7 protein-coding genes are annotated in these 6,412 nt (G+C 32.0%); 6 read left to right on the top strand and 1 reads right to left on the bottom strand.

The features are described 5' to 3' along the window. From U9R23_03700 to U9R23_03690, 3 genes are all read left to right on the top strand, one after another. Window positions 1-268: exodeoxyribonuclease III (locus U9R23_03700; protein ID MEA3475533.1), on the top strand; the 268-nt coding region annotated here is incomplete at its 5' end. 133 nt (window positions 269-401) lie between these two features. Further along, window positions 402-599, top strand: a complete 198-nt coding sequence (locus U9R23_03695; protein ID MEA3475532.1) for a hypothetical protein — start codon at window positions 402-404, stop codon at window positions 597-599. Then, complete coding sequence (locus tag U9R23_03690) at window positions 596-868, top strand: type II toxin-antitoxin system RelE/ParE family toxin (protein ID MEA3475531.1); 273 nt, start codon at window positions 596-598, stop codon at window positions 866-868. Before U9R23_03695 ends, U9R23_03690 begins: the two co-directional genes overlap by 4 nt. A gap of 131 nt (window positions 869-999) precedes the next feature. Here U9R23_03690 and ileS read toward each other — a convergent pair whose 3' ends face one another. Then, complete coding sequence (ileS, locus tag U9R23_03685) at window positions 1,000-4,170, bottom strand: isoleucine--tRNA ligase (protein ID MEA3475530.1); 3,171 nt, start codon at window positions 4,168-4,170, stop codon at window positions 1,000-1,002. 427 nt (window positions 4,171-4,597) lie between these two features. Here ileS and U9R23_03680 point away from each other — a divergent pair, with 427 nt between their 5' ends. From U9R23_03680 to xseB, 3 genes are all read left to right on the top strand, one after another. After that, on the top strand, window positions 4,598-5,545 hold the full coding sequence (locus U9R23_03680) for a M23 family metallopeptidase (protein MEA3475529.1): 948 nt from the start codon (window positions 4,598-4,600) through the stop codon (window positions 5,543-5,545). A gap of 38 nt (window positions 5,546-5,583) precedes the next feature. Further along, window positions 5,584-6,219, top strand: a complete 636-nt coding sequence (locus U9R23_03675) for a thiamine diphosphokinase (GenBank protein MEA3475528.1) — start codon at window positions 5,584-5,586, stop codon at window positions 6,217-6,219. Between the two features lie 3 nt (window positions 6,220-6,222). Further along, on the top strand, window positions 6,223-6,412 hold a 190-nt coding region (xseB, locus tag U9R23_03670; protein MEA3475527.1), incomplete at its 3' end, for an exodeoxyribonuclease VII small subunit.

Genomic DNA, 6,412 nt, shown 5'->3' with positions numbered 1-6,412 from the left:
GAATGCAGGTTTTACTGATGAAGAACGAGCGGGATTTACAAATATTGTGCAAGCAGGATTTATAGATACATTTAGAGAATTTCACAAACAACCAGGACAATACACCTGGTGGAGTTATATGTTCCACGCGAGAGAAAAGAATATCGGATGGCGTATTGATTATGTCGGAATATCAAAAGTCTTAAGAAATAGATTAAAAGATGCCTTTATATTATCCGATGTAATGGGTTCAGACCATTGCCCTGTGGGGGTAGAGATTACTATTTAAAATCTGATTTTTGAATTGGATGAAAAACTTGACTTTTATTTCAGTATATTAAGTGTTAACAAATATAATAAATATTTTCAAATCTATGTAATACTCACTTAAGAATAAATTATACAATTAAAGGTGGTAAGCAATGGAAATTTCAGAGGCAAAAGCTGATGTCTTCTGGTTAGCATTTAGGAGTCTTCCCAAAAAAGAACGACATATTTTTATTGAAAAGCTCTTTGTTGATAAAGAATTCAGGGAAGACCTGATTGATACAATGATTCTTGTGCAACGTCATGATGAACCGTCAAGGCCATTGGAAGATTATCTAGCCGAACGAAAATGATAAGACAACAAAATTATAAAATATATCTAAAAAGATCAGCAGAAAAGGAATTAAGTCATCTACCTTTGAAAATTCATGATAGGATAATTAAGCGGTTGCTTTCTCTTAAGAAAAACCCAAAATCTTCAAATGTAAAAAAGCTGCGAGGTAGAGAAGGCTATAGAATTAGAGTTGGAGATTATAGAATTCTTTATGAAATTGATGAAAAGAAAAAGCGAGTTGAAATTGTATCCATTGGTCATAGAAAAGAGATTTATCGTTTAAAATAGAATATTTTAATTAAGAAAAAGATACTTTGTTATTCCAGGATGTGATGGGTTCAGACCATTGTCCTGTGGGGGTTAAGATTGATGTATAAAATTAGTTTGCGAAATTTGTAGACAGTTAGCAACAATTAAATCTATCTTACCACTTCCAAATAAAGAAACACTTCTTTCCCATTCACATCCCATTTCTTCATATTATCTGAGCTATCCAGAGAAACAAGTTCCACAGCCAAAGTTTCACTTTTAATATAATCTCCAAACTGCTCAAAAGTTCTTTTTATCTCACCATCAGCAGAAAAATATAAGATCTTAATTCTATCCATAATATCAAAATCATTCTCTTTTCTCATAAACTGAATTTTATTAACCAGTTCTCTTGCATAACCTTCCAAAATCAATTCTTCATCAAGTTGTATATTTAGAGCGATAAACACATTTGTTTGTTCTTCAAAGACAAAATTCTTTTTATTATGAGTTATGATATCCAAACTTTCAGCAGTTAGTTTGATTTCAACATTCTCTATATCAAGATGATAAAAGCCATTTTTATTGATTTCATCAACTATATGATTGGCATCCATATTTTTTAATGCTTCAGCAATATGGGGAAGATGCTTGCCATATTTTGGTCCAAGAACTTTATAATTTGGTTTTACTTCATAATCTATAAATTGTTTTTTATCAGAAACATAAGCAATATTTTTAATATTGATTTCTTCAACAACCAATGATTTCATTCGTTCAACAACATCCTTGAATTTTTCAGGCAGATAAAGAGTTCTCAAAGGCTGTCTTATCTTAATCTGTACCTCATTTCTTGCTGCTCGAGCAAGAGTTACAATATCTATCACATTTTTCATATCGTGTTCTAATTTTTTATTAATTCCGAAGGATCCACCTCTGGCGGAAAGTGATTCATCATATTCAGGAAATTCCTCAAGATGAACGCTCTCTTTTTCAGTAAGTATTCTAAAAATTTCTTCTGAAACAAATGGAGCAAAAGGTGCACAAAGTTTAGATACATTTAGCAGTATTTCATAAAGAGTCAGATATGCAGAGATTTTATCATCTTCCATTCCTGGTGCCCAGCAGCGCTTTCTAATACGACGAACATACCAGTTACTTGCATCATTGATAATAAAATTTTGAATTAGACGAACAGAGCGAGTAAGGTCGAATTTTTCATTAAATTCTGTTACACTTTTAATTATTGAAGTTAGCCTTGAGATAACCCAGCGGTCAAGCTCTGGTCTATTTTTGGCATCAATCTTATAATTATCGTAAACAAAATTATCAATATTTGCATAAGTAACAAAGAATGACAGGACATTCTTTAGAGTTCCGAAGAATTTATTATTAACTTCCTTTATTCCTTCCTCATCAAATCTTGTTGGTGTCCACGGTGGGCTGACTGCAAGCATATACCAGCGAGTTGCATCCGCTCCATATTTATGAAAGATATAAAATACATCTACCGCATTACCTTTTGACTTGCTCATTTTTATACCATTCTTGTCTAAAACAAGGTCATTAACCAGACAGCTCTTGTATGAAGAAACTCCCTTTATAAAGGTTGAAATAGCAAGCAAAGTATAGAACCAGCCTCTTGTCTGGTCAATTCCTTCTGCTATAAAATCAGCAGGGAAAAGCTCGGTGTCAAATATATCGTTATTCTCAAAAGGATAGTGCCATTGTGCAAAAGGCATTGAGCCGGAATCAAACCAGCAATCAATTACTTCTGGTGTGCGATGCATTTTCCCCCCACATTTAGGACAGGTAAATTCAATATCATCAACATAAGGACGATGGAGTTCAATATCTTCAGGCACAGGACTTCCATTATGCATCTTTCCTTTTTTTATCAAACTTTTGATAGAATCAGGCGAATCCTGAGTTTTACAATTTTCACAAATCCAAATATTTAGAGGTGTTCCCCAATATCTATCACGACTTAATGCCCAATCAACATTATTATCAAGCCAATCTCCAAACCGTTTCTCGCCAACATATTTTGGATACCAGTTGATTTTGGCATTATTTTCCTTCATTTTATCAACAAATGCGGTTGTTTTTATATACCATGATTTCCGAGCAAAGTATATAAGTGGGCTGTTACATCTCCAGCAGAAGGGATATGTGTGCTTTATCTGAGTTCTATCATAAAGAAGTCCTCTATCTTTTAAATCTTTGATGATATATTTATCAGCATCTTTTACAAATAGTCCAGCCCAATCTGTAATTTTATTAGTAAATTTACCTTCTTCGTTTACAGGTTTGATAAAAGGTAATTCATATTTTTTGCCGGTTTTATAGTCATCTTCACCGAACGCGGGAGCTGTATGAACGATACCAGTTCCGTCTTCCATAGTAACATAATCTCCCAAAACTACATAGAATGCTTTCTTATCAGGAATAACAAAAGGGAATAATTGTTCATATTCAATATTTTTTAAATCAGAACCTTTGTATTCCTCAATTATTGAATAATCACCTTTGATTGTATCCAATCTTTCTTTTGCTAAGATCAAATACTCTTCACCATTTTGAATTTTTACATATTTATGGTCAGGATGAACCGCAAGTGCCACATTGGAAATCAAAGTCCACGGAGTAGTTGTCCATGCAAGAAAATAAATATTATTGTTTTTAACTTTTAACTTTTTACTTTTAACTTTAAACTTTACAAATACAGATGGGTCTTCTACTTCACGGTATCCAAGTGCAACTTCATGGCTGGATAAGGGTGTTCCACAACTTGGGCAATAAGGCACGATTTTATTGTCTTCATAAATCATCCCTTTTTTCCAGAATTTATTTAAAAGCCACCAGACAGATTCAATGTATTCGTTTGTGAGAGTAATATATGGATTATCCATATCTAACCAGTAACCTAAAAGATTTGTCATCTCACGCCATTCTTTTTCATAACTAAATACAGATTCCCGACATTTCTGGTTGAATTTTTCAATTCCATATTCTTCAATTTGCTTTTTTGTATTGAAACCTAATTCCTTCTGAACCTCTATTTCAACTGGCAAACCGTGAGCATCCCAGCCAGCTTTCCTTTTTACCTGAAATCCACACATTGTTTTATAACGGCAAACAACATCTTTTAATGCTCTGCTAATCACATGGTGAATTCCTGGCAAACCATTTGCTGTTGGAGGTCCTTCATAGAAGATATATTTCGGAGAGCCTTCACGGACACTTTCGCTTTTTTTGGCAATATTTTTATTCTTCCAGTATTTCCGAATTCTTTTTTCCAAATCTACTGGTTTTTCTTTTATATCAATTTGTTTATACATATTTTTCTCCAAAAGATTATTAGCCACCAACTAACACGAACTTACACAAACTTTTTTATTTTTTATTAAAGTTTAGTTTGTGATAGTTAGTGCATGTTCGTGGCTGGTTTCTATTCAATAAAAAAAACCGCAACAGGCTACCCCATCGCGGTTAAACAGATTTTTGGACATAACCGTTAGAGGTTGAAAATCCCGATAAAAATCAAGCCTATTTTAATATTACCTTTCATATATAATTTTCCTTAAGATTATTATCTAAAAAGATAATAGTTTATTCATTATGTCAAGAATTTAGTAAGCCTTAAACAAATGTTACTTGATTACATTTATTAAAGGAATCGTATAATATACTGTAAAACTTGACATAATAAGGTTTTAAAATAAAATTAAGTTATATTAAAAAAGAGGTTGTTTAAAGCAAATTATTATGTCTAATAGAAGAATTTGGCATATTTTAGTAACAAGTAATTCATCTTCTGGTGTAAGAAGTATCCAATTTTCAAAAATATCAGCAACGATGACATTCATTTTTATTTTTCTTTTTTTAATTCTATGTGGTGTAATGACTTATTTATACATTAATAATAAATTAGACCAGGAAAAGATGATAAGGTTAAATGAACATAATACTCAGTTGAAAAATGAGATGACTAAAATAAATGCTTTGTTAGACACAATGAAGTTCAAGCTGGAAAATCTCCAGGATAGAGACAAAGCTGTTCGTAGATTAGAAAGTATGCGTCCAATTGACAATGATATCAGACAAATGGGTATTGGTGGTATACAATATATTGATTCCACTTTCTATACTTTTGATGAAGACCTGTTTAATTTGCATAATAAGTTACTTGAGAAGATGGATTTATTCAATCGCCAGATTGACTTTGAAGTTAGTAGTTATAAGGAGATTACAAAATTTCTTACTGTAAAAAATACGATTTTCAATCATACACCATCCGTGAGACCCGCAAAGGGTAGGATTTCTGATGTTTATGGTTGGAGAATACATCCTTTAACGAAAATTCGTCATTTTCATCATGGGGCAGATATAGCCAATAAATTTGGAACCTTTATATATGCTACTGCTGATGGAAAGGTAAGAGAGACCGGATATGATAAAGACTACGGAAGATACATCTTAGTTGACCATGGTTATGGATATACAACATATTATGCGCATCTCAGCAAACAGTTAGTTGAACGAGGAGATAGTGTAACCAAATATATGATTATCGGGCAGATGGGCAATTCCGGTTGCTCAACTGGCACTCACCTGCATTATGAAGTGAGATTTTACGGTAAAACAAAAAATCCTTTAAATTATTTCAATAAGAAAAAATCCACAATTTTTGTTGATAGAAAATATCTCTCATAATTTATCAAATAATAATTAACTGATAGAGTGCAAATTAATTGAAAAAGGCTTTTATTTTCTGTAATAATCCCATTAGTTATCAGAATAATAATTTTACTTTAGATATTGATTTATCCGGGATTATTATAGCAGCAGATGGAGGGGCAAATTATCTCTGTAGAAATGGGATTATCCCCGATGTCCTGATCGGTGATTTTGACTCTATTTTGCCCGAATATCTAAGTTTGTTAAAGGGAAAATCCGATGTAAGAAAATTTCCTGTTGATAAAGACAAAAGCGACACTGAGCTTGCTATTGAATTCTGTTCACAGAATGGATACAATGATGTTACATTAGTTAATGCTGTGGATGGTAGGCTTGGCCACTCATTAGCCAATATTTTTCTTATAGAGAAATTTATAAATCAAGGTCTTAAATTTCATTTTTTAAATGTCAAAAACGAAATTTATGTCGTAACAGACAAGGTTTATATACCTGCCAGAATCGGCGAAAATATTTCTCTTATTTCGCTTACAGATTTTACGATAGTTAAAGAAACATCGGCATTGAAATTTCCTCTCAATAATGAGAAAATATATCGTTCAAGTAGTAGAGGTATTAGTAATATTACAACCGAGGAAGAGTTTTCTATTACTGTTTCAGATGGAATTTTATTAGTAATTATAGAAAGGTAAAAAATGGCAGAAATAAAATTTGAAAAAGCTTTATTACGATTACAAGAAATAGTTGATTTATTAGAAGAGGGGAATGTTGATATTGAAAAATCTTTAGAATATTATGAAGAAGGCATTAAATTAATCAAGCTTTGTTCTGAAAGATTAAAGAAGATAGAAAATAAGATTTCCTTACTAAGTGAAGTCAAAGAAG

This window comes from Candidatus Cloacimonadota bacterium, assembly GCA_034722995.1.
GTDB lineage: Bacteria > Cloacimonadota > Cloacimonadia > JGIOTU-2 > JGIOTU-2 > JAGMCF01.
Note: the sequence above shows the minus strand (reverse complement) of the source record. Positions and strands in the feature narration are given on the sequence as shown.